Here is a 25,095-nt window from a genome sequence, read left to right on the forward strand (position 1 = left end):
CCCGCTGTGGACGATGCAGCGCTGTCGAGTGAACTCACCGCCGCGATCCGCGCGGTGCCCGGCGTGGTGGCGGTCTACCCGCCCCGACCGATCGTGCACGCCGCGGCCGAGGTCGTCGCCACCGCCCTCGCCCTCCGGGAGCCGGACGTGCTCGTGGACATCGACCGCCACGGCGCCACCGTGCGCATCGCCGCCGGCATCGCGGTCTCGGGCGACCGGCCCGCACCGGACACGGTCCGCGACGTCGGCGAACGCGTCCGCGACCTCGTCGACCCGCGGGTCGACGGCGGAGCCGACCTCGTCACGGTGACCATCCGCCTGGTCGAGGACGCGGTCACGCCCGGCGCGACCACCTGACGGCCGGGAGGCGCGTGGCGGCGCCGCCACGCGCCTCCCGGCCGTCACCTGGTCGGCACCGTGGGAACCTGCCCGTTCTGCCCCGTCGACTGGGGTATCCGTCGAGCCTGCCCGCCGAGCACCTCTCTCCGAATGATCCTCACGCATCCACCCGAGGATCGGACCGCACCGTGCTCATGCCCGCCCCCGTCGCCGACCCGGCGACCTTCGCACCGATGGTGCACCGCCACACCCGTCTCGTGCACGCCGCCGCGATGAGCGTCCTGCACTCCCCCGCGGACGCCGACGACGTGGTGCAGGAGACCTTCCTCGCCGCGTGGACCCACCTCGACACGATCGACGACCCGACCGCGATCTGCGGCTGGCTCGTGACGACCGCGCGCCGTCGGGCGTACGACCGGGTCCGACGCGCTGCCCGACGGCCGCTCGACGAACTCGACGACTCGGTGCCCGCATCCGACGACACCACGCCGACCCACGTGTGCGAACGGTCGTCGCTCGTCGAAGCGGTCGGGGCTGTGCTCGCGTCGATGCCCGCCCTGCAGCGTCGGTGCTGGGAGCTCGGGCACCTCGACGGGCTGGCCTACGGCGAGGTCGCGGCGGTCCTCGGTCGGCCGGTGTCGACCGTCCGTGGGATGCTCGCTCGGGCACGGCGGACGCTCGAGCAGGAGCTGGCCGGCTGGCGGTAGCGTCGACGCATGCCGTCGTACTCGATCCGCTCCACCCGCGAGGACGATTGGCCGCTCGTCCGTGCCCTCCGCATCGAGAACGCCACGGACAACGCGATCTCGTACGGAGCGACGCCGGACGCCACCCGTGCGATGACCGAGGACGACTGGCGGATGCGCGCCCGTCGGGGCACCGCGCCCGACGCCACGAGCCTCGCCGCGACGGAACTCCGAACCGGGCGGTGGATCGGGATGATGAGCGCGCAGACCGGGGACGCCGACGGCCCCGAGCCCGTGCTCACCGGGGTGTACGTCACCCCCGGGTTCCGCGGCCGGACGCACGGCGTGGCCGACGCGCTCCTCGACGGCGTCCTCGCATGGGCCTCCGGACGCGCGTCGGTGCTCCGGCTGTACGTGTACGAGCACGCGGAACCCGCACGCCGCTTCTACGACCGTCGGGGGTTCCGACCCACCGGGCGGACTCGGGACCTGCACGTCCTCGGGGCGGACGTGCGACCGGAGGACGGTCGCACGATCGAGATGGCCCTGCCGCTCGGTTGACGGACCGCGCGGACGTTCGGTACGCGGCTCCTGCCCGACCTCGTGCCGGGCCGACGCGTGCGCCTGAGCGGTTTCAGGCCTCGCCGGTGGCCCAGAAGTACTGGAGTTCCGCGCCGTTCACGAGGTGGTCGCCGATGATGCGCTGTTGGAACACGAGCGGGTTGTGCGAGGACAGTGTCCGGGCGTTCCGCCAGTGCCGGTCCAGGGCCCGGTCGCGGTCGGTGGCGCTCGCTCCCCCGACCTCGAACAGCGCGGTCGTCGCGCGGAGCACGAGTTCGACGACGTTCTGCTGCACCTGGATCGTCCGGAGCTCGGCGGCGGCCACCAGCTCGGCCGCGTCCGCCGTCCCGTCGGCCAGCGCCTCGTGCGCCTCGCCGATCGCCCGCGCCGCGTGCAGGACGAGCGCTTCGGCGGCGACCGCGTCCGAGGCGATCCGCCCGACCACGCCCTGGACGAGCGGGTCGGTCGCGGCGGTCGGACCGGCGCCGTGCTGGTAGTGCCGCGTCCGCCCCCGCACGAAGGCGACGGCGTCGCGTGCGGTGGCCCGGCCGACCCCCGCGAGCGACGCGAGGAGCACGGTCTGCAGGAACGCGGGCAGTGGCGTCCGTCGATCGTCCCGCTCGGCCCGGAGCTGCCACAGCTCGACGGGCACGCCGTCGAACCGGGTGGTGCCGCTGCCGGTGAGCCGCTGCCCGAACCCGTTCCAGTCGTCGCGGACGTGCACGCCAGAGGCGTCCACCGGGACCGTGACCCCGACGACGTGGCCGTCCGGTGTCTCCGCGGTCACGGTGGTCCAGTCGGCGAAGAGCGTCCCCGTCGAGTAGTGCTTCTCCCCGTGCAGCCGCCAGCCGTCACCGTTCGGCACGAGGTGCGTGGACAACCGCCCGACCGCGGCGCTGCTCCGCTCGTGGCTCGCGTTGCCGAAGACGTCTCCGGCGGCGATCCGGTCGAACCAGTGCGCACGCCGGACGACGCTCGGGTCGAGCAGGAGCTCCTCGACGAACGAGAAGTGGGCACGGAGCAGCTGGGGCAGGTTCGAGTCCGCCTCGCCGAGTCGGACGAGCAGCGCGAAGAGGTCGCTCGGGGCCGCACCGGAGCCGCCCGCCTCGACGGGCAGCGTGACCGCGGTGAAGCCGGAGTCGGCCAGCCACCGCACCGGTTCGTGCGGCAGCGTCCTGGTGCGTTCGCGCTCGACGGCACCAGCGGCGATGCGGTCGAGGACGGGTGCGAACCGTTCGAGCAGCTCGGACAGGGTCGGGCGGACCCGGACGGGTGTCGTGGTCGTGGTCGTGGTCGTGGTCATCGTTCCTCCTGGTGGTGACGACGGGTGCGTGCCCCGGGGACGGCGTCGAGCAGCCCGCGGGTGTACGGGTCCCGTGGCGACGAGAACACCTGCTCCGCCGTTCCCGTCTCGACCACGCGCCCGTGCCGGAGCACGAGCACCCGGTCGCTGACGTGGTGGATGACGCCGAGGTCGTGCGAGATGAAGAGGACGGCGACCCCGTACGCCTGCTGCACATCGGCGAGCAGGTCGAGCACCTGCGCCTGCACGGACACGTCGAGTGCGCTCACGGCCTCGTCGAGGACGAGCACGTCGGGGTCGGTCGCGAGTGCGCGGGCGATCGCGACGCGCTGGCGCTGCCCGCCGGACAGCGTGCGCGGGTGCCGAGCGCCGAGGGACGGGTCGAGCCCGACGCCGCACAGCAACGCCTCGACCCGACCGGTCGCGACGGTGCCGGTCGCCGCACGCAGTGCCGACTCGACGAGCTGTCGCACGGACTTCCGCGGGTCGAACGAGCTGAGCGGGTCCTGCGACACGGTCGCGATCCTCGGTCGGTGTGGGCGCCGCTCGCGCTCGCGGAGCTCGGACCACGCCCGTCCCTCGAACAGCACGCGCCCGCTCGTGGGCTCGGTCAGCGCGAGGGCGATCGCGGCGGTCGACGACTTGCCCGAACCGGACTCCCCGACGATGCCGAGCGTCTCCCCTGCGTGCAGTTCGAACGACACGTCGTCGACGACGGTGCGGTCGACACGGTCGGGCCCGCGGTAGGTCTTCGAGACGTGCTCGACCGACAGGACCGGTGTGCCCGGTGCGACGGCGGGTCGGTCCGCACGGGGCGGCCGGGGTGCGAGCGGGGCGACCGGGGCATCCGAGAGCCGGGCGCCCGGTGCGTGCAGCGAGGGGATCGCCGCGAGCAACCGCTTCGTGTAGGGGTGCTGCGGGTCGCCGAGGACCTGTTCCGTCGGGCCCTGCTCGACGACCACGCCGTGCTGCATCACGAGGACCTCGTCGGCGAGCTGCTCGACGACGCCGAGGTCGTGGCTGATGACGAGCAGACCGGTCCCGCCTGACCGGAGTTCGTCGAGGAGGTCGAGGATCTGCGCCTGCACGGTGGTGTCGAGCGCGGTGGTCGGTTCGTCGGCGATGAGGAGCGCCGGGTCGAGCGCGACCGCGGCGGCGATGAGCGCACGCTGCCGCAACCCGCCGGAGAGCTCGGCGGGCAGCTGTCGCGCACGCAACGCCGGCTCGGGTACCCGCACCCGGGTCAGCAGCTCGAGCACGCGCTCCTCGCGCGCGGCCCGGGGACGGACCCCGTGCTCGCGGAGCGCGTCGGCGACCGAGGCCCCGACCCGACGCAGCGGGTCGAGCGACACGAGGGCGTCCTGCAGCACGTACCCGACCTCCGCCCCGCGGATGCGGCGCCAGGCCCGGTCGTCGAGGTCGGTGAGGTCACGCCCGCCGAGCGCCAGGGTCGACGCTCGCAGGCGGGCTCCTGTGCCGTTCAGTCCGAGGAGGCTCCGCGCGGTCACGCTCTTGCCGGACCCGGACTCACCGACCAGGGCGAGGCTGCGACCGCGCTCGAGCGAGAACGAGACGTCACGGACGACCGTCCGGTCGCCGAAGGCGACCGAGAGCCCGGCGACCTCGACCAGGGGCGAGCCGAGGGTGGAGCCGAGCGACGCGTCGTGGAGCGGACCGTGCGCCGCACCGGACGCAACGGACGCAACGGGTGGGGCCGCGACGGGCGGGGAGACGACGGTGGGACCGCCGGGGGTGGGGCCGACAGGACCGGTCATCGCGCGCCTCCAGGCTGGGTCAGGGTCTGCACCGCTCGGCCGACGGCCGTCAGCGAGAGGGCGAGGAGCACGATCACCACGCCCGGGAAGAAGTCGAGCCACCAGGCCTGCTGCAGGTAGTTGCGGCCGGCGTTGAGCATCGCGCCCCACTCCGGAGCCGGTGGCTGCACGCCCATCCCGAGGAAGCCGAGCGCCGAGGCCCAGACGATCGCCTGCCCGATGCCGAGCGTGACGAGCACGGTGAGGGGGCGGAAAGCGTTCGGGAGCAGGGTGTGGAACAGCACGTGCGCCGCCGAGTGCCCGAGCGCCCTCTCGGCCTGCACGTACGGGGCACCGCGGACCGCGAGGACCTGGCCCCGGACCATCCGGGCGTAGCCGGGGATCGTCGCGATGCCGACGGCGAGGATCTGCGTCCCCGCGCTCGACCCGAACACGGCGATGAGGATGAGCGCGAGCAGGATGCCCGGGAACGCGTAGAGCACCTCGATCACGCGCGTGACGACGGCGTCGACGGCACGGCCGCCGAGCGCGCCGAGGACCCCGAGCACGAGCGCCCCGGCGAGCCCGAGCGCGGTCGCTCCGACACCGATGGAGACCGACTGGCCGGCGCCGTGCACGACCCGGGAGTACACGTCGCGGCCGGACTGGTCCGTCCCGAAGACGTGCGCGGCGCTCGGGGCGTCGAAGCTCGCACCGAGGTCGATCGCGAGCGGGTCCTGCGGCGCGAGCAGCGACGGCCAGACGGCCGCCAGTGCGACGAGCCCGATGAACGCGGCCGCCAGCCAGAAGGAGACCCTGCGGATCGGACTGGAGGCACGGCGCGCCTCGCGGACGTCGGCTCCGGCCGGTCCGGTGGCGGGCTCCGTGACGACGGGCCCTGCTGGCGCAGGTGGTGCGGTGACGGTCGTGGTGCTCATGCTGCGGCTCCGATCGAGCGGCGGAGGCGGGGGTCCACCGCGACGTAGGCGATGTCGGTGAGGACGTTCGCGACGACGTACACGAGTGCGACGACGAACGTGATGCCGATGACGAGCGGCAGGTCCTGCGCGCTCACGGCGGTGACGAGGACCTGTCCGATGCCCTGGCGGGCGAAGACGACCTCGGCGATGACGGCTCCGGACACGAGGGAGCCGAGGCCCCAGCCGGAGAGGGTGATGCCCGGCAGCGCGGCGTGCCGGAGGACGAAGCGGGACCGGACGGCCCCCTCCGACAGTCCGCGTGACCGGGCCGAGAGCACGAACGGTTCCTGCTGCTTCTCCTCGAACTCGTCGCGGGTGACCTGGCCGAGGAAGCCGGCGAGCGGGATCGCGAGGGTCAGCGCCGGCAGGACGATGCCGAGCGGACCGGAGCCGATCACCGGGAACCAGTGCAGCTGCACCGCGAACACGAGCAGCAGCACGAGTCCGAGCCAGAACTGGGGCAGTCCGGCGGCGACGGTCTCGACGACCGAGCCGATCCGCCCCCACACCCCGGAGCGCCCCGCGGTGAGCAGGGTCGAGGCGATCGACAGCACCCAGGCGAGCACGAGTGCGGCGACGGTCAGCGCGAGCGTCGGTCCGATCTGCCCGGCGATGACGCTCGTCACCGACTGCTTCAGCGTGTAGGACTCGCCGAAGTCGAGTCGGAGGAGGCCGGCGAGGAAGTCGCCGTACTGCACGAGGAGCGGACGGTCGAAGCCGTACTGCGCGGTGACCGCGGCGACCGCCTCCTTCGTGGGGTGGGCGGCCGCGCCGCCGAGGATCGCCACCGCGGGGTCGCCGGGGACGGCGTGCTCGAGGAAGAACACGATCGTGCCCACGGCGAGCAGCAGCAGCACGGCCTCGGCGATGCGCCGGGCGATGCGGACGGGCCAGCCGGTCATCGCTTGCCTCCGTCGGTGAGGTAGGCGTCGGCGAGGACGGGTTCGCCCTCGCTGGGTTCGATCCAGACCCCGCGGACGCGGTCGGAGATGCCGAGTCGGGTCTGGATCGGGTAGAGCGGCAGCGTCCACGCCTTCGACGACAGCAGTGCCTGCGCCTTCGAGTAGGCCCGCTGCTGCGCGGCCGGGTCGGTCGTCGCGGTCCCGGCGATGAGCAGCCGGTCGAGCTCGTCGTCGTACGCGAACGCGGAGTTCTGCCCGTTGTCGACGTCGTAGGTCGCCTTCGAGTACTTGATGTACATGACGTGCGGCGTCGGGCTGTTCCAGTAGTTCCCGAGCAGGTCGTACGCCTTCGGGTTGCCCCAGACCGCGTTCATGCTCGACGAGTCGAGGGCCTGCAGCACGACCTTGATGCCGACGCGCTTCTCCATCGCCTGGATGTCCTGCAGGATCGTCAGGTCGGCGGGCGGGGTCTCGGCCGAATCGGCGTTGTACGGCAGCTCGACCGTGAGTGTCTCGCCGTCCTTCGTGCGGTACCCGTCGGTGTCGCGACCGGTCCAGCCCGCCTCGTCGAGGAGCCGCTCGGCCTCGGTCGGGTCGTACGGGAACGGCTCGTGGTACGCCGCGTCGTAGTGCGGCGTGCCGGAGCTGACGTTGTTGCCCTCGTAGGGGAAGACGCCGTTGTACGCGCTCTCCACCGCTTCCTTCGCGTCCGACGCGTGCACGAACGCCTTCCGGACGCGGATGTCGCTGAACACCGGGCTCTTCGTGTTGAGGTCGAGGCTGAACGGCGAGCCGGAGTGCACGAACGACTGCAGCGAGATCGACGGGTCGGCCTTCGCGAGCCCCTCGCTCTCGGGCGGGACGTTGAAGATGACGTCGGCCTCGCCGGAGCTCAGCGCGCCGTACCGGGTCGTGTTGTCCTTCAGGAACTTCCACGTGATGCCGTCGAGGTACGCCGGGCCCTGGTGCTCCGCGTCCTCCGGTGCGCTGTTGTACTCGTCGTTGCGCACGAGCTCGACGTCCCGCTCGTGGTTCCACCGCACGACCTCGAACGGGCCGGTCCCGACCGGGGACTCGCAGTTCGCCGCGAGCCCCCGCGCCATGGCCTTCGGCGACTCCATCCCGAAGAACGCCTGCGACAGCGCGGCGAGCAGCGGCGAGTACGGCCGCTGCAGCGAGATCCGCACGACGTGGTCGCTGACGACGGTGGCCTTGTCGAAGTACCCGGTCAGGTAGAGCAGGTCGGTGCTCGACTGCGTCGCGGGGTCGAGGATCTGGGTGAAGTTGTCCACCACCGCCTGCGCGTCGAACGGGGTGCCGTCGGTGAACCGGACGCCCTGCTTCAGCGTGAAGTCGTACTGCTTCCCGTCGGGCGAGATGTCCCACGAGGTCGCGAGCCACGGCTTGACGCTGCCGTCGCGTTGCAGGGACACGAGCGAGTCGAGGTACTGGCGGGCGATGTACGTCTGCGGCATGTCACCCGAGTTGTGCGGGTCGAGACAGGTGGGCTCGCGGTCGGTGGCGTACACGAGGGTGCCGCCGCGGACCGGCCCGTCGGACCGCGACGACGCCGACGACGCGCCGCTGCACCCGGCGAGCAGCACGACCAGGGCGACGGTCGAGAGGGCCGCCGCGACGGTCCGCAGTGAGTGGGAGCGGGTCATGACAGGGGACGCTAGGGCCGGCTCCGCGGCGAGCGCGACCGCTCGGCAACACCGGGCAACGCACCGTCTCCCGACGTCACGGAGGGGCCGACACGTGTCGTCGTGCGACGTCCGCAGGTGCCTTCCGCGACCTCCGTCGCAACCTGGGGTCACGCAGGGCTGGTCCTGGTCGGACACTGCCTAGCCTCGGACCATGCCCAAGCGACTCCTGCTCAACGTGTTCGAGATGAACTGCGTGGGACACATCACGCACGGCCTGTGGCGACTGCCCGGCAACCAACGCCACCGCTACACGGACATCCGGTACTGGACGGAGCTCGCACGCACCGCGGAGGCCGGGCAGTTCGACGCGGTCTTCATCGCCGACGTGCTCGGCGCCTACGACGTGTACCAGGGGTCCACGGCGCCGGCGCTGCGCGAGGGACTCCAGATCCCGAACAACGACCCGATGCTCGTCGTCCCGGCGATGGCCGCGGTCACCGAGCACCTCGGCTTCGGGATCACGTTCTCGACCAGCTACGAGCCGCCGTTCGCGTTCGCCCGCCGCATGTCGACGCTCGACCACCTGACGAACGGCCGGGTCGGGTGGAACGTGGTGACGAGCTACCTCCCGAACGCCGCACGGAACTTCGGGCTCGCCGAGGAGATCCCGCACGACACCCGGTACGAGATCGCCGACGAGTACCTCGACGTCCTCTACCAGCTGTGGGAGGGGTCGTGGGAGGACGACGCGGTCCTGCGCGACGCCGAGCACGGGGTGTACACGGACCCGGACAAGGTGCACTCGATCGACCATGTCGGGACGCACTTCAGCGTCGCCGGACCGCACCTGTCCGAGCCGTCGACCCAGCGCACGCCGACCCTGTTCCTCGCGACGGGCTCGCCAGCCGGGATCCAGCGCGCCGGCGCCCACGCAGAGGTCGTCTTCACGGGCGGACACGGTGTCCAGCGCACCGCCGACGCCGTCCGGGACGCCGCGGAGGCCGCCGGACGCGAGCGCGGTGACGTCAAGTTCGTCACCCAGGCCGCGGTCATCACGGCCCCGACCCAGCGCGAGGTCGAGGACAAGGTGGCGCAGTACCGGGCGTTCCGGAGCGAGGAGGGGCCGCTCGTCCACGGCAGCGTGCCCTTCGACGCCCTGCGGCACCCGCGGAACCGTACCGTTCGCGATGCGCTCGAGGCCGAGGGGGTCGAGGGCGGCGAGCGGCTCGTGGGGCGGATCGCGCTCGACAGCACCGTCGGCGAGCTGCTCGACCGGGTGGACGAGGCCTGGCACGGTGCGTTCTGGGCGGCCGGCGTGCCCGAGGCGGTGGCGGACCAGATCGAGGGGTGGCTCGACGACGACGGGATCGACGGCATCAACCTCCGGCAGTACCACTCGTTCGACACCGTCCGGGTCTTCGGGACGTACGTCACCCCGCTGCTCCGGGAACGCGGACGGCTGCCCGAGCGGTACACCGACGGCGAGACCCTGCGGCAGCGTGTGCAGGGCGGCGGGTCCTCCCGGCTGCCCGACCGGCACCCGGCCGCGCGCCACCGGGCCTCCCGCGCGGGCGCGTCGGTCGGCGGCTGAGCGGCATGACCGACCTCGCGGCGGACGGGCCACGGCCGGACCGCGGCTGAGGGACCGCGGCTCCGTCAGTCGGTGATCCCGAACAGTCGACGGGCGTTGCCGGACGCGAAGGCCGCCCGGTCCCCCGGGTCCACGAACTCGGCGAGGAACCGGTCGATGTCCGCGGCGCTCGGCCGCTGGAACGGGTGGTCGGTCGAGAACAACAGACGATCCGGGCTCGTCACACTCAGTGCGTGCCGGAGCATCGCCGGGTCGAGCATGCCCGACGCCGTGATCCAGACGTTCTCGCGCAGGTACTCCGTGATCGAGCGCTCCGTCCCCGCGGCGCGAGCCAACCCGTCCGCCCGGTCGTGCCAGAGGAGCAGCAGCTCGCCCCAGTGTCCGAGCACCAGCTGGAGCGCCGGGTGCCGGTCGAGCACACCGCGGGCCATGAGCCGGAGCGCCGCCGTCCCCGCCTCGAGGTGCCAGCCCCACGCGAAGGTCGCCATCGCGAGGTCGGGCAGGTCGCCGAGGCCCGAGTAGGACACATCCCGGACGGTGCGCGGCGGGATCTGCGGGTGGATGAACACCGGCTGACCGAGGCGCTCGGCGACCGTCCAGAGCTCGTCGTACCGCGGGTCGTCGATCAGCACGTCGCCGGTCCGCCCGTGCAGCATCACCCCGACCAGGCCGAGGCCCGCGGCACGCGCGAGTTCGACGGCGGCTGCGGGCGGATCGGCGAGCGGCAGGGTGGCGAAGGCGCGGAACCGACCCGGTGACGCCGCGACGGTGGCCGCGACCTGGTCGTTCGCATCCCGGCTCAGCACGACGGCATCAGCGGCGTCGAGGCCCTGCGTCCCGGGCGGGGCGAGGGACAGGACCTGCACGTCGACCCCCTGCGCGTCCATCGCCGCGAGTCGCCCGCCGCCGGTGTCGGCGAGCTGCTGCGCGACGTCGCCGTGGTCGTTGAGGAGCAGGCTGTCGTCGCGCCGGTCCGGCGGCAGCGCACGCTGCGCGCGGTCGATCCCCTCGTGGATCCAGTGCTCCTCGATGCCGATCAGTCCGTCGCGCACCGCGACCTCCGCTCGTTCGTGTTCAGGTCCCTCGAGCATCCTCGGTTCGTGCGCCGTCCGTCCCGGCAGGGCCGACGACGGACGATGCCGCCGCCACGGCGCCGGTGGCCCACTCGCGGAAGCGCTCGGCAGCCGGGGTCCGCACCCGGTGGAGCACCCCGCCCTCGTCCTCCTCGAGTCGGACGAGCCCCATCCGGCGCAGGTACGGGGTCTTCCGGTCGCTCGCGGCGCGGTCGGCGACGACGGCGTCGGGGAGCTCGAACTCCTCGACGTTCCGCCCGCCCGCGGCGTACGACCAGTCCACGAAGTCGAACAGCGGCCACCACGTGAACCCACGGACGTCGGTCCCGGACGCGGCGAGCGCCCGCACGGTGTCGGCGGCGTCACGGACCCAGGCGGACCGGAGTTCGTCGGCGCCCTCGATCGAGGTCTCGGTGACGAGCATCGGCAGTCCGTACCGCCCGGCGAACCGTCCGAGTGCCTCGGCGAGCCCGTCGGTCCAGCGGTCGTGCGCGTGCTGGACCGTGCCGTCGACCCCGGACACGAGTCGTCGCGGGGTGAGGTCGGGGTAGTAGTTCACGCCGAGCAGGTCGACCGCGACGGCTCCGTCGACCAGTTCGCGCAGCCCCGACTCGGTCGCGCCGTGCTCGAGCAGCCAGCCGTGCGCCGGGTGTCCGGGGACGACACGGCCGAGCACGAGGTCGGTCGGGACGGTGCCGACCAGTTCGAGCAGTCCCGCTTCGGCCGTCGTCTCCGGATCGCCGTCGCCGGACTCGACGAGGGTGCTCGCCTCGACGTGCACGACCACCGCGTGGGGGTTCGCCGCACGCACGGCACGGACGCTCCGCTGGATGCCCGTGGCGATCGCGAGGACCACGCACGTCCATCCCGACCACCCGGACAGCCCCGGCGGCCAGACGCCGCGGAGCCCCGCGAACGACGCGGTCGTGATCGGCTCGTTGAGCGGGGTGACGTGGTCGACGACCCCCGCGTACCGATCGGCGAACGCACCGGCGAACTCCGCGATCGCGTCCGGGTACCGCGGGTCCGCGAAGGAGTCGTCGAGCCAGGTCGGTGTGCCGTAGTGGACGAGGTCGGCGATGACGGTGACACCGCCGTCGGCCGCACGGGGAAGTCGCTCGTCGAGGACGGACCAGTCGAACCGGCCGGGGCCGAGGTGCACCTTCGGCCAGTCGACCCCGTACCGCAGGGCCGTCGCGCCGAGGTCGCGCACCGTGTCGAGGTCGCCGCGCCAGGCGTCGTCGTGCCCGGTGAGCACGTGTTCGTCGAGCGGCGCCATCGCGAAGCGGGCCGGTGGGTAGACGCACGTGTCCTCGATGCCGAGGGCCCAGGTGAACGTCCCGGGCGCGAACGCTTCCCCCGGCCGCTCGACGCCCGACGTGCCGCGCGTCACTTCAACCCCGAGGTGGCGACGCCCGCGACGAAGTACTTCTGCGCGAAGAAGAACCCGAGCGCGATGGGCAGGAGGGAGATCACGGCCCCGGCGAGCAGCACCGCGTGGTCCGTGACGTGCGCGCCACCGAACAGCGTGAGCCCGGCGGGCAGCGTCAGCATGTCGTTCGAGGTGCTCACGACGAGCGGCCAGAGCAGGTCGTTCCACAGCGCCATCCCGTTGAGCACGGCCACGGTCGCGATCGCCGGCTTCGCCAGCGGCAGGATCACCTGCCAGTAGATGCGCCAGTGCCCGGCGCCGTCGATGCGCGCCGCCTCGTCGAGCTCCGGCGGGATGTCGATGAAGAACTGCCGGAACAGGAAGATCCCGAACGCACTCGTCGCCCTGGGGATGATGAGCCCCTGGTACGTGTTGAGCCACCCGAGGTGGAACAGCTCGACGAACACCGGGATGAGGGTCACCTGGAACGGCACCATGAGCGTCGCGATGACGAGCACGAACGCGACGTTCCGCCCGACGAACCGCATCCGGGCGAGGGCGTAGGCGCACATCGAGTCGAACAGCAGCGTCAGCACGGTGGTCACGACCGTGAACACGAGTGAGTTGAGCAGCAGCCGCAGGAACGGCAACTGCTGCCACACGCCCTCGTAGCCGTGCAGCGTGATGCTCGTCGGGAACAACGACGCCGGGTGTCCGAAGAGGTCTGCCTCGGACCGGAAGCTCCCGCTCACCATCCAGACGAAGGGGACGAGCGCGAACACGAGTCCGATCCCGAGGTACACCCACTTCAGGACGGAGCCGGTGACGACGAGGCTGCTCCGGCGACCGTGTCGCCCCGGTCGGTGGCCGGCAGACGGCCGGGAGGCACGGGTCGGCTCCGCCACGGGCGGTCGCCGGGTCGCGGTGTCAGTCGACATCGTCGTACCGGAAGAGTCGGAGCTGCAGGAGCGAGATGAGCATGATGATGACGAAGAGGACCCAGGAGATCGCCGAGGCGTAGCCGGTCTGGTAGTTCACGAAGCCGTCCCGGTAGAGCAGGTTGACGAGGGAGTCCGTCGCGAACACGGGGCCACCGCCGGTCATGACGTAGACGAGGTCGAAGACCTGGAACGACTGGATCGTCAGGATCATCGACGTGAACAGGAGCGTCGGGCGGATGCTCGGCAGGGTGATCCGCCAGACGGTCTGCCAGCGGTTCGCACCGTCGAGCTCGGCGGCCTCGTACCGCTCCCCCGGCACGCCCTTGAGGCCGGCGATGAAGAGGATCATCGCGAAGCCGATGCTCTTCCACACGGACACGAAGATGACGGTCGGCAGCGCGAGCGAGGTGGACTGCAGCCAGGCGACGCTCGGCAGGCCGAACACTGCGGTGAGCCCGCCGACGAGGCCGATGTCCGGGTCGAGGAGGAACTTCCAGACGAGGCCGATGGTGACGAGCGACACGATCGTCGGGAAGAAGAACACCGAGCGGACGACCCGGTTGAGCAGGGTGTCCCGCTGGAGCAGCAGTGCGGCGACGAACCCGAGCACGACGAGCAGCACGACGGACACGACCGTGTACTCGAGCGTCACCCGCAGGGCGTTCCAGAACTGCGGGTCGTGGGCGAGCTGGACGTAGTTCCCGAACCCGACGAACTGTTGCGCAACGGCGCCGACGGTCCAGTCGAAGAACGAGTAGTACAGCGAGCGCAGGATCGGGAAGAGGACGAACACGCCGAGGATGAGCAGCGACGGGGCCATGAACAGCCAGGCGGGCTGGAAGCGGCGCGTCCGGCGGCGGGTGGGGCGTGCCTCCCGGCCGGCGGTGGAGGCGGGGGCCCCGTCACGCGTGCTGCGTGACGGGGCCGACCCGGTGAGCTGGTCGGTCACTGGCTGCAACCGGTCAGACCGTCGATGGTCTGCGCCGCTTCCTTCGTCGCGTCGGCGACGGAGGTGCCGCGGGTGATCTTGCCGATCATCGGGACGTAGGCGTCGGAGTCGACCTTGGTGGCGTTCGTCACGTGCGGCAGGTAGAGACGGGAGTCGGGCACCTGGCTCGCGAACACCGAGACGGTGGCGTCGGCCTTGAGGTCCGCGTCGTCGGAGAGGTCGGTGCGGAGCGGCGGGAAGCCGGTCTGCAGCGAGAACTTCTGCTGCGCGGTCTTCGAGGTCCAGTAGGCGAGGAACTCCTGGGCCTGCGTCGGGTACTTCGTCTTCGCGGAGATCGACAGCGGAGCGATCGAGCCGAGGGTCGTCGACTTGCCGTCGACACCGACCGGGACCTTCACGATGCCGAGGTCGATGCCCGCCGACTTGTACCCGGGTGCTGCCCACGGTCCGTTGATCTCCATGGCGGCCTTGCCGGCGGAGAACAGCGAGTCGGCCTCGGCGCCGGTCAGGCCGACCGGGCTGACCTTGTCCTTCGCGACGAGGTCGCCCCAGGTCTCCAGACCCTGCTGCGAGGCCTTCGTCTGGACGGCGCTGCACCCCTTGCTCGTGACGATGTCCCCGCCCTCGAGCCACTGGAGCACCGGCCACATCTGGATGGTCTGGTTGTCGGCGAGCGCGATGCCGTACTTGCCACCGGTCGTCAGCTGCTTCGCGTCGGCAGCCATCTCCTGCACGGTCGTCGGTGGGTTCGCGATGCCGGCGTCGGAGAAGAGCTTCTTGTTGTAGTACAGGCTCAGCGTCGCGAAGTTGGCCGGGACGCCGTAGAGCTTGCCGTCGTAGGTGAACTCCTCCACCGTGCCGGGTGCGAACTCCGAGGTGTTGATCTTGCCGTCGCCGCTGCCGGTCATCGTGATCGGCAGCACCGAGTTCGTCTTCACGTACTGTGCGACCGCGTTCGGGTCGCTCGACACCGCGGCCACGTCGGGGCCCTGGCCGGTGAGCCACGCCGAGGGGAGCTTCTGCTGGATCGTGTCCCACGGCTGCACGGTCATCTCGACCTTGATCTTCGGGTGGGACTTCTCGAAGTCCTTGACGATCGTGGCGTAGCCGGGACGGTCACCGCCGGTGAACCCGGTCCAGACCTTCAGGGTGACGGGGCCGTCACTGCTCGCCGCGCCGCCGGCGGAGCAGCCGGTGAGGACGAGGGCGAGGGCGGCGGCCCCGGAGACGACCGCGAGGGTCGTGCGTGCGTGCTTCATCGTTGTAACGCTCCTTTGCGTCGCAGTGGCGCGCGGGTCGGTGTTCGGTGTCGGACGGTGCGCTGTGGTGGATGGGTCGGAGAGGAGTTCAGGGGGCGGCGAGGCCCGCGTCGTCGTCGCAGCCGCACGATCCGCGGAGGACGACCTCGACCGGCAGCTCGGTGTGCTGGTCGGTGTCGGTGTCGTTGCCCCGCGTCCCGTCGACGAGGCCGAAGAGCCGCTCGGTCGCGATCCGGCCCATCTCCTCGGCGGGGACGCGGACGGTCGTGATCCCCGGGGTCGTCACGCGGGCGAGGCCGAAGTCGTCGAACCCGACGACCGAGACGTCCTCGGGCACGCGGACCCCGGCGCGGCGCAGGACCCGCAGACCCCCGACGGCCATGTCGTCGTTCGCGAAGACGATGCCGTCCGGCAGCTCGTCCTCGTCACGGGATCCGGCGAGCAGCTGCTCGACGGCGGCGGCGCCCGAGGCTTCGGAGAGGTCCCCCTCGATGACGGACACGTCGGTGAGGCCGTGCCGATCCGCTGCACGGCGGAACCCCTCCCGGCGGTCGAGCCCGGTCTGGTGGTCGAGCGTGCCGGTCACGTGGAGGAGTCGACGCCGCCCGTGGACGGAGACGAGGTGGTCGACGAGCCGCTCGGTCGCCGCGACGTCGTCGATCCCGACCGAGACGGCGCGGGCCAGGTGCGGGTAGTTGCCGATGAGGACCACCGGCAGCCCGCTCGCGACGAGGGCCTGGACGTGGTCGTCGTCGATCGCGGCACTCGTGACGATGGCGCCGTCGGCGGTGCGGGACCGCATGACCCGCTCGTAGGCGACCCCACCGGTGGAGGTGTCGGCGTTCGTCGAGACGATCACCTGCGCGTCGTGGGCGTTCGCCGCGGTCGACATCCCGGTGAGGACGTGCATGAAGTACAGGTGGCCGAAGACGTGCGTCGACGAGTTCGGGACGATGAGGGCGACGGCGTCGGCGCGCTGGCTGCGGAGCGCACGGCCGGCGGAGCTGGGGACGTAGCCGAGCTCGTCGGCCGCCTGCTTGACCGCGGCCCGGGTCTTCTCGCTGATGCGCTCGTGGCCGGACAGTGCCATGCTCGCAGCCGCGGAGGTCACGCCGACCTTGGCGGCCACGTCCTTGAGGGTCACGGACTTCGGCACGGGCGCCTCCCTGCTCGCTTTATCGATTAACTGGGATCATCATGCACCTGCTTGATCGATTCAGCAAGGGTTTCGTCGAAACCGGGGTCCAGACCGACGGGAGGCCCGTGGCGGTGTCGCCACGGGCCTCCCGTCCGTCCTGTCGAGCGTCCCCGATCAGTTGAACCGGAACACCTGCGGCGCCTGCCCGTTGCAGTCGTAGAGCTGCAGCGGGGTCTGGTTCGCGGTGTTGCCGGACGGCACGTCGAGGCACCGTCCGGACTGCGGGTTGAGCACCGAGCCGTTCGCCTGGGGCACCCACTGCTGCCCGCCGACACCGTTGCAGGTGTACAGCTCCAGGTGCGTGCCGTTCGCCGTCGCGTTGCCGTCGAGGTCGAGGCAGCGGCCGAGCGTGCGGATGGTGTGGTCGGTCGCGTTGTAGGCCCACTGCTGGTCGGACGTCTGCTCGTCGGTCAGCAGGGTCTGACAGTCGTACACCTGCACCTGCTGCCCGTTCTGCTGCAGGTCGTTCCCCGCGACGTCCACGCACTTGTCACCGATCGTGCGGATCGGCACCGAGGCCACGAACTTCTGCGCCTGGTTCCCGTTGCAGTCGTAGAGCTGCAGCGGCGTGCCGTTCGCCGTGTTGCCGGACGGGTCGTCCAGGCAGCGACCGGACTGCGGGTTCTTGATCGACCCGTCGGGTTGCACGATCCACTGCTGACCGCCCACACCGTTGCAGTCGTACAGCTCGACGTGCGTGCCGTTCGCCGTGCCGTTGCCGTTCACGTCGAGGCACCGCCCGAGCGTGCTCAGCGTGTGGGCGCCGTACACGTTCCCGAGCCAGTGCTGGTCGGCCGCGAGCGCCTGGCAGTCCCAGAGCTGGACGACCGCGGTGTTGCCGCCGGTGTCGTCCCCGGACACGTCGACGCACTTGCCACCCGGTCCGGTGATGAACGAGCCCGGACCCCCGCCGGTGGACACGCCCTGGTAGTTCTGCGCGACGACGTTCGCCTGCACGGCGTTGTCCGCAGCGTCGGAGGAGTACCCCGACGTCATGACACCCTCGAAGAAGGACTGCGTCCCGCGGTTCGAGTTGTCCCCGCCGGCCCCGAGCACGATCGAGCCCTCGAGCTTCATCGGCGTGTAGCCCTGCCCGTCACCGTCCTTGTCGGTCGGCAGCGGCCCCTCGTACCACTTCGACAGTGAGCCGCCCTGCGCGTCACCGCCCTTCAGTGCGAAGTTCGCGACACCGTCGTTCTTGAGCAGCGCCGTGACGAACTTCGTGCTGTTGCCGGTGTTCGCCGTGTTGATCGCCGTCCTGCCCTCGTAGACGCCGTTCTCCAGGTCGGCCTGCACCCAGGGTCCGCGACCGGCGCTGCCCGTGCCGTTGAGCATCGAGAGGTTGAGGGCGTCCATGTGCCCCTTGCCGGTGTCCTTCTCCTGGGTCTCGACGTTGCCGAAGTCGGAACAGCACCCGTGGTTCACGTTGGTGCCACTCGCGACCTCGTACATCGACTCGGGGCTCGCACCACGCGCGGTCCCCTTCGCGAGCGTGCTCGAGATGCGGTAGGCGACCTGCTGCGGCATGAAGATGCCGTACGCCTTGTGGCCGGCCACCGTGATCGGCAGCGCCGTGGCGTTCGCGGGGTTGTTCGCCGGACCCGCATCACCCGCCGGGGCGACGGTGAGGTCGTTGTGGTTCGACGACTGGTCGTAGATCTTCGGGATGGTGCACGTCGTGCCGGAGCAGAACGTGTCCTGCGCCGCGGCGTTCGCGTACCCACCAGCGGCGAGGAGTCCGATGTTCGTGGTCGCCCCGTCCGAGGCGCGCTGCACCTGGTAGAGCGGCCCGTTGTACGAGGAGTACAGCGCCCGGGTGGAGCTGTACGCGGCGACACACGAGGTGCCGGCGCTGGCGTAGGTGTCGCACGGTCCGGCGCTCGCGGCAGCAGCGCTGCCGGTCCCTGCCGAGACGGCGAACAGGCTCCCGGTGACGAGAGCGAGAGCCCCGAGGAGGGCGGCGACGGTGCGCCGTGACCTCGAGGTCGACCCGATGTGCATGGATGCGGTCCTTCCGAGCGTCGTTGCTGGGGATGGCGGTCGATCGTCGGGTTCGCGGCGAATGACACTGCTTAATCGATTAACCACCATTAAGGCTACGCCGGTTCCGGACGGCAGGCAAGCGGTGCAGCACACTGGGCCGGTGGATGCAGCACGGACGGAGCGACTCCGGCTCCGCCCCTGGACGGTCGCCGACGCGGTGTTCCAGCGCCGACTCTGGGAGGAGCGCGACCCCCGGGTCCCTGCACACCGACGCATCTCCGCCGACGGCCGTCCAACCGTGGTCGAGCTGGAGGACCGACTCCGGGCGTACGAGCACGCGCCGGCTCCCGGCCTGCTCGTCGTCGAGGAGCTCGGCACCGCGAGGCCGCTCGGGTACTGCGGCCTCGTGCCCAACAGTGTCGGCGTCCCTGACGAACCCGAGCTGGCGTACGAGTTCCTCCGCGAGCACTCGGGGCGGGGCTACGCGACCGAGGCGGCGCGTGCGGTCGTCGACTGCGCGACATCGATCGGGTACGGGCATCTCGCGTCGACGGTCCGGGAGTGGAACACTGCGTCACTGCGCCTGCTCGACAGGCTCGGCTTCGTCGACACCGGCGAGCGCGAGGTCGACCCGGTGCACGGCGACTCGATGCTGCTCCGGCTGCACCTGCACTGAGCAGCTCCTCGGTGGCCTCGGTGGTTTCGGTGCCAGACTGCACCGATGACGTCACCCCAGGCCCTCGACGAGGCGGACCGACGGCTCGTCGCGGCCTGGGCGGCGGACTGCGCGGAGCGCGTGCTCGCACTCTTCGAGGCCGAGGCGCCGGACGACGGCCGGCCGCGCGACGGGATCGATCGGGCGCGCCGCTTCGCCTCCGGCGAGCTGGACACCCCTGGACAGATCCGCGATCGGTTCGTCGCCGGTCGCGCCGCGCACGCCGCGAGCTCGGACGCCGGACGGGCGGCGGCACGCGCCGCAGGACAGGCGTCGGGCGTCGCACACATGGGTGCGCACGCGCTCGGCGCGGCTGCGTACGCAGCGCGCGCCGCGGAACTCGCGGCCCCCGGCGCGGGCGGCGACGAGGAGTTCGCCTGGCAGCTCGCACACGCGGGCGAGCCGGTCCGCGCGGCACTGCGACGCCTGCCGCTCCTCGGCGAGGACACGTCCGGCCCACTCGGTCCCGGCCTGCTGGCATCCGGAGCGCTCGGAGCGCACATCGAGCGGCTCCAGTCCGCGATCCGGACCACCTGACGGACTGGAGGCGCGGTGCGGGCCCGAACCGTGCCTCCAGTCCGGACCTGGTCGCGTCAGCGCCCCCCGGTCACGTCGGGCCGTCGGGTCGCGGCCGCCGGGTACAGCGGCTCTCGGCTGGCCGTACGACCACGGGCGCAGGATGGCGCAGTGTTCATCCCCACCCGCGCGGCTGGCCTCGAGGCCCTGCACGACTTCGTGCCCCGAGCCGGCGCCGACTACCGACGCGACCGCAACCACGACCTGGGCCCTTCGCGGTCGAACGTCTCGGGGCTGTCGCCGTACGTCCGGCACCGGCTGGTGACCGAGAAGGAGGTCGTCGACGCCGTCCTCGAGCGCCACAGCCTGCACGCGGCGGAGAAGTTCGTGCAGGAGGTGTTCTGGCGGACCTACTGGAAGGGGTGGCTGGAACAGCGTCCCGAGGTGTGGCGGCGCTCCCGGCACGAGGTCCGCGACCTGCTCGCGGGTGATCCGCCTGATGGGTACGAGGACGCGGTGGCAGGCCGGACCGGCATCGACGCGATGGACGCCTGGGCGCGCGAACTCGTCGAGACCGGGTACCTGCACAACCACGTGCGGATGTGGTTCGCGAGCATCTGGGTCTTCACGCTCGGGCTCCCGTGGCAGCTCGGCGCAGACTTCTTCCTCCGGCACCTGCTCGACGGTGACGCGGCGTCGAACACGCTCTCGTGGCGGTGGGTCGCGGGGCTGCAGACACGGGGGAAGACGTACCTCGCGACGACGGAGAACATCGCCCGCTACACCGAGGGCCGCTTCGCACCGAGGGGACTCGCGACGACCGCGCGGCCGCTCGACGAGGAGCCGTTCCCACCGGCGACGCCGATCGCCCCGGAGGACGTCTTCGGGGAGGTCGGGTCGCGGGTCGGGCTGCTGCTGCACGAGGAGGACCTCGAGCCCGCCTCCCTGCTGACCGCGCTGGGCCCGGCCGCACCCACGCTGCGTTCGGCGGCGGTGTTCGCCGATGCCGGAGCCCGCTCGCCCGCGCCGGTGTCGCCGCTCGTCGAGGCCTTCACGACCGGAGCCGTCGCGGACGCTGCCGCTCGGACCGCCGATGCCACCGGGCTCCCGGCGGCGACCCTCGGCGCCGCCGATGCATCGGCCGTCGTGGACTGGGCCCGGTCGGCAGCGCTCGACACGGTCCTCGTGCCGTACGCCCCGGTCGCGCCGGTGCGGGAGCGGCTCGACGTGCTGCGGTCGGCACTCGCCGCGGAGGGCGTGGGGCTCGTGACGGTGCGACGCCCGTGGGACAGCCGCGCGTGGCCGTTCGCATCGCGGGGGTTCTTCCCGTTCAAGGAGCGGATCCCGCGGCTGGTCAGGGCGCAGTAGTAGGCGGTACTAGGGCAGCATCTGCTGGAAGATCGCGACGCTCCGAGCGATGCCGATCACCAGGCCGATGACGAGCAGGGCGATGTTGGTCCAGAGCGGCCACATGGGTCGGCCGGGCGCGACCTTCCGGACGACGACGTACCGGCCGATCAGGTACAGGATCGGGGACAGCAGGAACGCCCAGCCCCACGGGAACGGACGCACCACACCGCGCCGCTTCAGCTCGCGGTGGTCGAAGTACGCGAGCACGACGGTCGCGGCGTAGACCAGGACGGTGAACCCCTGCACGAGCAGGTACCCGGCGGTGTAGATCGACCGTGGATCGACGGTCCGGACGCCGCCCGGGAGGACCTCGTAGCGGAACTCGGGCTGGTACAGGAGCGAGACCGGCAACGAGACGATCGGCAGCAGCGCCATGATCCACACCCACACGGTGTCGGTCGGCACGTGGTCCGGGATCCGCGGGCGCGGCATCTGCGACGTCGGCGGCCCGACCTGCTGCGTCCACTGCACGCCGTCCCACCACCGGGTGCCGTGCTGACCGGAGGGGTCGGGGTACCAGCCAGGGGGTGTCGTGGACATCGGTGCTCCTCGGAGGGTCGGCGGGAGCGACGAGCCCCCGCGACCGACGGTAGAGCAGCGGGGCGCTCGAGGGTGCGATCGGGACATGACGATCGCTTCAGGTTCCCGACCGGCGACGACGGGCCCAGGAGCGGCGGTAGCGTGCACGCATGGACGACGACGTCGCACCGCAGCCGGCCTGGTCCGGGACGATGCTCGTCGCGCGCGGAGCGGAACCGCTCGTCGAACGTGCGGTGGGGAACACCGCTGGACCGGAATCGCCGCCGATCATCCTCGGCACGCGGTTCCAGGCGGGGTCGATCAGCAAGCAGCTGATGTCCGTCGTCGCCCTCGACCTCGTCGCCCGCGGACGCCTCGCGCTCGACCAGCCGATCGCCGAGCACCTGCCCGCCCTCCCCGGACACCTGCGTGCGGTGACACTGCACCACCTCCTCAGCCACACCTCCGGGCTCGGGCACTGGAGCAGCCTCGACGGTGTCCCACCCCTGCTCGACGTCCCGTCGTCGCACGAGGAGCTCGTCCGGCTGACCCTGACCGCGGAACCCGACGCCGCGCCCGGTGAACGATTCCGGTACAGCGGACCGGGCTTCCTCGTCGTGGCGCGGGTGATCGAGGCGGTGACCGGCCGCCCCTACGCGGAAGCCCTCGGGGACGTGGTGCTCGGGCCGACCGGGATGCGCGACACGACGTCCGGGCAGTTCCCCGAGCGCGGGGCTGCGGTCGGACACGTGGACGGCCGGACGATCACCGTCGAGCAGGGCTTCGCCGACCTCCCCGGTACCGGCGACCTGTGGACGACGGCCGGAGACCTGCTCCGGTACGGCCGGGCACTGCGGTCCGGGCAGCTCATACCCCAGACCCTGGTCGCGGAGATGCTTTCCCCGCAGGCGATCCTCGAACCGCCGGACCCCGTCGACCGCTCACTCTCGGCGAAGGCGTACGGCTACGGCACCTTTCTCGGACGGGTGCTCGGCGACGACGGCTGGTTCGTGCCAGGGGACAACCCCGGCTTCCAGTCCCTGCTCGCCGAAGTGCCCGGCGAGGACACCGAGGTGGTGGTCCTGAGCAACGACGCGAGCGGTGTCGAAGCCGCGCTCCACGAGTGGGCCGCGACACGATGACCGACCTGAAGGACCTCCTGCTCGACACGCTGCGCGCCCAGCGGCGCCGCGTCCTCAGCACCCTCGACGGCCTCCCCGACGAGGCGCTGACGAGCTCGGCCGTCCCGTCGGGCTGGACCCCGCTCGGCATGGTCCGTCACCTGACCTCCGACGTCGAGCGGTTCTGGTTCCAGGGGGTCGTCGCCGGCGAGGCGCTCGACCTCCCGACCGACGACGAGGTGTGGCACCCGTCACCGTTCCCGAGCCGCCAGCAGATCCTCGACGACTACGCGGCCGCCGCGGCACGCTCCGACCGCGTCATCGAGTCCACGGCGCTCGACGCGCGCCCCTCGTCACGGGCCCTGGCGCTCTACCCCTGGGCGCCGGACCGCTCCCTCCTCGAGACCGTCCTGCACGTCATCACCGAGACCGCCACGCACGCCGGCCACCTCGACGTCGCGCGGGAGCTCGTCGACGGCCACCAGCACCTCGTCCTCACCGAGTTCACCGATCGAAGCGACACCCCGACCCCGTGACCGATGCGCGCCCGGCCGGCACGAGGACGCCTGTACCGTGTCGGCATGCGACGCCGCCACGACCCGTCCGTCGACCGGTGGGCACCCCTGCCGGTCGCCGACGTCAGTGATCTCATCGCAGACGGTCGCGCATGGCTCTCCGGCGGAGTCGCCCTCGATGTGCTGCTCGGGTACGAGTCCCGCGCGCACGGCGATGTCGACGTCAGCGTCACCGCAGAGGACTTCCCCGACTTCGTCGCGACGCTCCCCGACTGGCTGCACCGCTTCGCAGCGCAGTCCGGGATGCTCACGCCGCTCGACAAGGCGCCCGACCACGAGCCGTTGGTCAACGTGTGGTGCCTCGACAGCCGGTCAGGATCGTGGTGTCTGCAGATCAACCTCGAGGCCGGTGACGAGCACGCGTGGCGCTACCGGCGGGAGCCGACCATCGACCGCGCCTGGGCGTCCGCCGTCCTGAACGTACAGGGGATGCGGGTCGTGGGCCCCGAAGTACAACTGCTCTGGAAGTCAGCTGCTCCGCTTGCGAAGGACGACGCGGACCGGGCGGCAGTGACCCCGCTGCTCGACGACGAGGCGCGCGACTGGCTCGACGCGGCGATCCGCCGCGCGCATCCGACGTCGCCTTGGCGAGACCTGTTCCGCTGACCGTCGCGGCAGGGCGCGAGGTGACCGGCCTGGAGGCGCGACCTGCCTTGTGAGGGCGGGTCGCGCCTCCAGGCCGGTCACCGCGACAGCGGTCGACGCGCGACCGCCAGCTGTCGCGACCCGCCCACCCGCCTACCCGCCTACCCGCCTACCCGAGCGGCTCGACCCCGTAGCTGGTGACCACCGCGCGCAGCTCGTCGAGGTAGGTCTGCGCCTGCACCGTGAGCGGGACCGAGGCGTGCGCGATCCAGCCGATCTCGATCCGCTCGTCGACGTCGAGCGGGATGGCGACGATCTCGGGGTCGAGGTCGTCGCTGATGAGGCCGGTGGAGATCGTGTAGCCGCCGAGTCCGATCATGAGGTTGAAGATCGTCGCACGGTCCGACACCCGGATCTCCCGCTTGCTCGACATCGCGGAGAGGATCTCCTCGGCGAGGTAGAAGGAGTTGTTCGCGCCCTGGTCGAACGTGAGCCGCGGCAGGTCGGCCAGGTCGTCGAGGGTCGCGCGCTCCCGGGCGGCGATCGGGTTCCGACGGGCGACGAAGATGTGCGGCTGCGCGACGAACAGCGGGGTGAACACGACCCCGGCGTCCCGGAAGAGCTTGCCGAGCACCTGTCGGTTGAAGTCGTTGCGGTAGAGGATGCCGACCTCGCTGCGGAGTGTGCGGACGTCCTCGATGATGTCCCACGTGCGGGTCTCACGGAGGGAGAACTCGTACTCGTCCGCTGCCGCCCCCTCGACCATGCGGACGAAGGCCTCGACGGCGAACGAGTAGTGCTGCGCGCTCACCCCGAGCAGCCGACGTGATGCCTGCCGGCCGACGTAGCGCTGTTCGAGGAGCGACACCTGCTCGACGACCTGTCGGGCGTACCCGAGGAACTCGACCCCGTCGACGGTGAGCACGACGCCGCGTGCCGACCGCGTGAAGAGCGGGCGCCCGATCCGCGCCTCGAGGTCCTTCATCGCCGCGGACATCGTCGGCTGCGACACGTAGAGCAGGTCGGCGGCTGCGCTGATGGAGCCCTCGGACGCGACCTCGATGAAGTAGCGCAGCTGCTGGAGGGTGATGTCGTTCGCAACCCGGGCCATAGGCAG

At 71.6% G+C, this 25,095-nt stretch carries 24 protein-coding genes; 10 read left to right on the plus strand and 14 right to left on the minus strand.

All coding sequences use genetic code 11. From position 1 onward, the window contains the following. Positions 1 to 6 precede the first annotated feature (6 nt). The 3 genes from ACRQ4C_RS14860 to ACRQ4C_RS14870 all read left to right on the plus strand — a co-directional run bounded on the left by ACRQ4C_RS14860 (position 7) and on the right by ACRQ4C_RS14870 (position 1,586). A complete protein-coding gene (locus ACRQ4C_RS14860) occupies positions 7 to 357 on the plus strand; it encodes a hypothetical protein (protein WP_439689211.1) in 351 nt (116 codons plus the stop codon). Positions 358 to 533: 176 nt separating this feature from the next. After that, positions 534 to 1,046 carry an RNA polymerase sigma factor gene (locus ACRQ4C_RS14865; RefSeq protein WP_439689212.1) on the plus strand — a complete coding sequence of 171 codons (513 nt, stop codon included), beginning with the start codon at positions 534 to 536 and terminating at the stop codon, positions 1,044 to 1,046. A 9-nt stretch (positions 1,047 to 1,055) separates the two neighbouring features. Next, positions 1,056 to 1,586: a GNAT family N-acetyltransferase gene (locus ACRQ4C_RS14870; RefSeq protein WP_439689213.1), complete on the plus strand. Its 531-nt coding sequence runs from the start codon at positions 1,056 to 1,058 to the stop codon at positions 1,584 to 1,586. A 73-nt stretch (positions 1,587 to 1,659) separates the two neighbouring features. On the opposite strand, the gene ACRQ4C_RS14875 is transcribed toward ACRQ4C_RS14870, so the two are convergent. The 5 genes from ACRQ4C_RS14875 to ACRQ4C_RS14895 are packed head-to-tail and all read right to left on the minus strand — an operon-like array spanning position 1,660 to position 8,189. Further along, a complete protein-coding gene (locus tag ACRQ4C_RS14875; protein WP_439689214.1) occupies positions 1,660 to 2,889 on the minus strand; it encodes an acyl-CoA dehydrogenase family protein in 1,230 nt (409 codons plus the stop codon). Then, positions 2,886 to 4,664 carry a dipeptide ABC transporter ATP-binding protein gene (locus ACRQ4C_RS14880; RefSeq protein ID WP_439689215.1) on the minus strand — a complete coding sequence of 593 codons (1,779 nt, stop codon included), beginning with the start codon at positions 4,662 to 4,664 and terminating at the stop codon, positions 2,886 to 2,888. Before ACRQ4C_RS14880 ends, ACRQ4C_RS14875 begins: the two co-directional genes overlap by 4 nt. Further along, the gene (locus ACRQ4C_RS14885) at positions 4,661 to 5,581 is read right to left on the minus strand and encodes an ABC transporter permease (RefSeq protein WP_439689216.1); all 921 of its coding nucleotides are present in this window, start codon (positions 5,579 to 5,581) and stop codon (positions 4,661 to 4,663) included. The genes ACRQ4C_RS14880 and ACRQ4C_RS14885 overlap by 4 nt, the downstream gene beginning before the upstream one ends. Beyond that, on the minus strand, positions 5,578 to 6,525 hold the full coding sequence (locus tag ACRQ4C_RS14890) for an ABC transporter permease (RefSeq protein ID WP_290133884.1): 948 nt from the start codon (positions 6,523 to 6,525) through the stop codon (positions 5,578 to 5,580). The genes ACRQ4C_RS14885 and ACRQ4C_RS14890 overlap by 4 nt, the downstream gene beginning before the upstream one ends. Continuing rightward, entirely contained in the window at positions 6,522 to 8,189 is a 1,668-nt protein-coding gene (locus tag ACRQ4C_RS14895; RefSeq protein WP_439689217.1) for an ABC transporter substrate-binding protein, read from the minus strand. The genes ACRQ4C_RS14890 and ACRQ4C_RS14895 overlap by 4 nt, the downstream gene beginning before the upstream one ends. Before the next feature lie 193 nt (positions 8,190 to 8,382). Here ACRQ4C_RS14895 and ACRQ4C_RS14900 point away from each other — a divergent pair, with 193 nt between their 5' ends. Then, positions 8,383 to 9,762 (plus strand): NtaA/DmoA family FMN-dependent monooxygenase, encoded by a 1,380-nt coding sequence (locus ACRQ4C_RS14900; protein ID WP_439689218.1) that lies wholly within the window; start codon positions 8,383 to 8,385, stop codon positions 9,760 to 9,762. 65 nt (positions 9,763 to 9,827) lie between these two features. Here the strand turns inward: ACRQ4C_RS14900 and ACRQ4C_RS14905 are convergent, their stop codons facing one another. The 7 genes from ACRQ4C_RS14905 to ACRQ4C_RS14935 all read right to left on the minus strand — a co-directional run bounded on the left by ACRQ4C_RS14905 (position 9,828) and on the right by ACRQ4C_RS14935 (position 18,555). After that, positions 9,828 to 10,814: an amidohydrolase family protein gene (locus tag ACRQ4C_RS14905; protein ID WP_439689219.1), complete on the minus strand. Its 987-nt coding sequence runs from the start codon at positions 10,812 to 10,814 to the stop codon at positions 9,828 to 9,830. 22 nt (positions 10,815 to 10,836) lie between these two features. Next, on the minus strand, positions 10,837 to 12,228 hold the full coding sequence (locus ACRQ4C_RS14910) for a family 1 glycosylhydrolase (RefSeq protein ID WP_439689220.1): 1,392 nt from the start codon (positions 12,226 to 12,228) through the stop codon (positions 10,837 to 10,839). Next, on the minus strand, positions 12,225 to 13,145 hold the full coding sequence (locus tag ACRQ4C_RS14915) for a carbohydrate ABC transporter permease (RefSeq protein ID WP_439689221.1): 921 nt from the start codon (positions 13,143 to 13,145) through the stop codon (positions 12,225 to 12,227). Before ACRQ4C_RS14915 ends, ACRQ4C_RS14910 begins: the two co-directional genes overlap by 4 nt. Further along, positions 13,135 to 14,097 (minus strand): carbohydrate ABC transporter permease, encoded by a 963-nt coding sequence (locus ACRQ4C_RS14920; RefSeq protein ID WP_439690915.1) that lies wholly within the window; start codon positions 14,095 to 14,097, stop codon positions 13,135 to 13,137. Before ACRQ4C_RS14920 ends, ACRQ4C_RS14915 begins: the two co-directional genes overlap by 11 nt. Beyond that, positions 14,094 to 15,356 carry a sugar ABC transporter substrate-binding protein gene (locus ACRQ4C_RS14925; protein WP_439689222.1) on the minus strand — a complete coding sequence of 421 codons (1,263 nt, stop codon included), beginning with the start codon at positions 15,354 to 15,356 and terminating at the stop codon, positions 14,094 to 14,096. The genes ACRQ4C_RS14920 and ACRQ4C_RS14925 overlap by 4 nt, the downstream gene beginning before the upstream one ends. An 88-nt stretch (positions 15,357 to 15,444) precedes the next feature. Then, complete coding sequence (locus ACRQ4C_RS14930; RefSeq protein ID WP_290133877.1) at positions 15,445 to 16,512, minus strand: LacI family DNA-binding transcriptional regulator; 1,068 nt, start codon at positions 16,510 to 16,512, stop codon at positions 15,445 to 15,447. Between the two features lie 156 nt (positions 16,513 to 16,668). Then, positions 16,669 to 18,555, minus strand: a complete 1,887-nt coding sequence (locus ACRQ4C_RS14935) for an arabinofuranosidase catalytic domain-containing protein (protein WP_439689223.1) — start codon at positions 18,553 to 18,555, stop codon at positions 16,669 to 16,671. Between the two features lie 142 nt (positions 18,556 to 18,697). Here ACRQ4C_RS14935 and ACRQ4C_RS14940 point away from each other — a divergent pair, with 142 nt between their 5' ends. From ACRQ4C_RS14940 to ACRQ4C_RS14950, 3 genes are all read left to right on the plus strand, one after another. Beyond that, complete coding sequence (locus ACRQ4C_RS14940; protein WP_439689224.1) at positions 18,698 to 19,213, plus strand: GNAT family N-acetyltransferase; 516 nt, start codon at positions 18,698 to 18,700, stop codon at positions 19,211 to 19,213. 45 nt (positions 19,214 to 19,258) lie between these two features. Beyond that, positions 19,259 to 19,789: a putative immunity protein gene (locus ACRQ4C_RS14945; protein ID WP_439689225.1), complete on the plus strand. Its 531-nt coding sequence runs from the start codon at positions 19,259 to 19,261 to the stop codon at positions 19,787 to 19,789. Positions 19,790 to 19,939: 150 nt separating this feature from the next. Further along, on the plus strand, positions 19,940 to 21,136 hold the full coding sequence (locus ACRQ4C_RS14950; RefSeq protein WP_439689226.1) for an FAD-binding domain-containing protein: 1,197 nt from the start codon (positions 19,940 to 19,942) through the stop codon (positions 21,134 to 21,136). Positions 21,137 to 21,145: 9 nt separating this feature from the next. Here ACRQ4C_RS14950 and ACRQ4C_RS14955 read toward each other — a convergent pair whose 3' ends face one another. Then, positions 21,146 to 21,718, minus strand: a complete 573-nt coding sequence (locus ACRQ4C_RS14955) for a DUF2510 domain-containing protein (protein ID WP_439689227.1) — start codon at positions 21,716 to 21,718, stop codon at positions 21,146 to 21,148. Positions 21,719 to 21,867: 149 nt separating this feature from the next. On the opposite strand from ACRQ4C_RS14955, the gene ACRQ4C_RS14960 reads away from it, so the two are divergent. Genes ACRQ4C_RS14960 through ACRQ4C_RS14970 form a run of 3 tightly spaced genes read left to right on the plus strand, consistent with a single transcriptional unit; the run spans position 21,868 to position 23,999 of the window. After that, positions 21,868 to 22,839 carry a serine hydrolase domain-containing protein gene (locus ACRQ4C_RS14960; RefSeq protein ID WP_439689228.1) on the plus strand — a complete coding sequence of 324 codons (972 nt, stop codon included), beginning with the start codon at positions 21,868 to 21,870 and terminating at the stop codon, positions 22,837 to 22,839. Then, entirely contained in the window at positions 22,836 to 23,354 is a 519-nt protein-coding gene (locus ACRQ4C_RS14965) for a mycothiol transferase (protein WP_439689229.1), read from the plus strand. The genes ACRQ4C_RS14960 and ACRQ4C_RS14965 overlap by 4 nt, the downstream gene beginning before the upstream one ends. Positions 23,355 to 23,399: 45 nt before the next feature. Next, positions 23,400 to 23,999, plus strand: a complete 600-nt coding sequence (locus tag ACRQ4C_RS14970; RefSeq protein ID WP_439689230.1) for a nucleotidyltransferase domain-containing protein — start codon at positions 23,400 to 23,402, stop codon at positions 23,997 to 23,999. Positions 24,000 to 24,147: 148 nt separating this feature from the next. Here ACRQ4C_RS14970 and ACRQ4C_RS14975 read toward each other — a convergent pair whose 3' ends face one another. Continuing rightward, positions 24,148 to 25,089 carry a LysR family transcriptional regulator gene (locus ACRQ4C_RS14975; protein ID WP_439689231.1) on the minus strand — a complete coding sequence of 314 codons (942 nt, stop codon included), beginning with the start codon at positions 25,087 to 25,089 and terminating at the stop codon, positions 24,148 to 24,150. Positions 25,090 to 25,095: the final 6 nt, after the last annotated feature.

The organism is Curtobacterium sp. SP.BCp, from assembly GCF_051903255.1.
In the GTDB taxonomy this organism is placed as follows: Bacteria; Actinomycetota; Actinomycetes; order Actinomycetales; family Microbacteriaceae; genus Curtobacterium.

What these genes read in the sequence shown, in the direction of transcription:
- ACRQ4C_RS14945 (WP_439689225.1), top strand. Translation starts at nt 19,259, where the DNA reads ATGACGTCACCCCAGGCCCTCGACGAGGCGGACCGACGGCTCGTCGCG.
- ACRQ4C_RS14975 (WP_439689231.1), bottom strand. Translation starts at nt 25,089, where the DNA reads ATGGCCCGGGTTGCGAACGACATCACCCTCCAGCAGCTGCGCTACTTC.
- ACRQ4C_RS14900 (WP_439689218.1), top strand. Translation starts at nt 8,383, where the DNA reads ATGCCCAAGCGACTCCTGCTCAACGTGTTCGAGATGAACTGCGTGGGA.
- ACRQ4C_RS14970 (WP_439689230.1), top strand. Translation starts at nt 23,400, where the DNA reads ATGCGACGCCGCCACGACCCGTCCGTCGACCGGTGGGCACCCCTGCCG.
- ACRQ4C_RS14890 (WP_290133884.1), bottom strand. Translation starts at nt 6,525, where the DNA reads ATGACCGGCTGGCCCGTCCGCATCGCCCGGCGCATCGCCGAGGCCGTG.
- ACRQ4C_RS14915 (WP_439689221.1), bottom strand. Translation starts at nt 13,145, where the DNA reads ATGTCGACTGACACCGCGACCCGGCGACCGCCCGTGGCGGAGCCGACC.
- ACRQ4C_RS14965 (WP_439689229.1), top strand. Translation starts at nt 22,836, where the DNA reads ATGACCGACCTGAAGGACCTCCTGCTCGACACGCTGCGCGCCCAGCGG.
- ACRQ4C_RS14865 (WP_439689212.1), top strand. Translation starts at nt 534, where the DNA reads ATGCCCGCCCCCGTCGCCGACCCGGCGACCTTCGCACCGATGGTGCAC.
- ACRQ4C_RS14880 (WP_439689215.1), bottom strand. Translation starts at nt 4,664, where the DNA reads ATGACCGGTCCTGTCGGCCCCACCCCCGGCGGTCCCACCGTCGTCTCC.
- ACRQ4C_RS14875 (WP_439689214.1), bottom strand. Translation starts at nt 2,889, where the DNA reads ATGACCACGACCACGACCACGACCACGACACCCGTCCGGGTCCGCCCG.
- ACRQ4C_RS14955 (WP_439689227.1), bottom strand. Translation starts at nt 21,718, where the DNA reads ATGTCCACGACACCCCCTGGCTGGTACCCCGACCCCTCCGGTCAGCAC.
- ACRQ4C_RS14885 (WP_439689216.1), bottom strand. Translation starts at nt 5,581, where the DNA reads ATGAGCACCACGACCGTCACCGCACCACCTGCGCCAGCAGGGCCCGTC.
- ACRQ4C_RS14870 (WP_439689213.1), top strand. Translation starts at nt 1,056, where the DNA reads ATGCCGTCGTACTCGATCCGCTCCACCCGCGAGGACGATTGGCCGCTC.
- ACRQ4C_RS14925 (WP_439689222.1), bottom strand. Translation starts at nt 15,356, where the DNA reads ATGAAGCACGCACGCACGACCCTCGCGGTCGTCTCCGGGGCCGCCGCC.
- ACRQ4C_RS14895 (WP_439689217.1), bottom strand. Translation starts at nt 8,189, where the DNA reads ATGACCCGCTCCCACTCACTGCGGACCGTCGCGGCGGCCCTCTCGACC.
- ACRQ4C_RS14935 (WP_439689223.1), bottom strand. Translation starts at nt 18,555, where the DNA reads ATGCACATCGGGTCGACCTCGAGGTCACGGCGCACCGTCGCCGCCCTC.
- ACRQ4C_RS14960 (WP_439689228.1), top strand. Translation starts at nt 21,868, where the DNA reads ATGGACGACGACGTCGCACCGCAGCCGGCCTGGTCCGGGACGATGCTC.